This is a genomic window from Duganella sp. sic0402, assembly GCF_019219065.1.
In the GTDB taxonomy this organism is placed as follows: domain Bacteria; phylum Pseudomonadota; class Gammaproteobacteria; order Burkholderiales; family Burkholderiaceae_D; genus Rugamonas.
The window spans coordinates 1-435 of record NZ_JAHUWK010000038.1 but is presented as its reverse complement, the minus strand read 5'-3'; the positions used below and the strand labels follow the sequence as shown (position 1 = coordinate 435).

Here is a 435-nt window from a genome sequence, read left to right as displayed (position 1 = left end):
CGAGGTGTCCGATGCCCCGTCCGCTCACCGTCCTTCTGCTCGCCTCCGCCCTGGCTGCGGGTCTTGCCGCGACCACCGCCGAGGCGCAGGCGCCCACGCCTGCGGCCAAGCCGTTCGAGGCGCAGGAGATCACCCGCTTCGACGCGCCGTGGGCGATGACCTTCCTGCCCGATGGTCGCCTGCTGGTCACCGAGATGGCCGGCACGCTGGTGGTCTACGACATCGAGGCCGGCACCCGCAGCAAGGTGGGCGGCGTCCCGAAGGTGGAGCATGGCGGGCAGGGCGGCTTCGGCGACGTGGTGCTGCATCCCGGCTTCGCACGGAACGGCTGGGTGTACCTGAGCTATGCCGAGGCCGGCGACGGCGGCCAGGGCGCCGCGGTGGCGCGGGCGAAGCTGGTGCTGGACGCGCAGGGTGGCGGCACGCTGGACGACC

1 protein-coding gene is annotated in these 435 nt (G+C 73.3%); it reads left to right on the top strand.

Annotated features, from left to right (window positions below; all coding sequences use genetic code 11):
* Positions 1-11: 11 nt before the first annotated feature.
* The coding region (locus KW842_RS27200) for a PQQ-dependent sugar dehydrogenase (RefSeq protein WP_218307309.1) at positions 12-435 on the top strand (424 nt) is incomplete at its 3' end.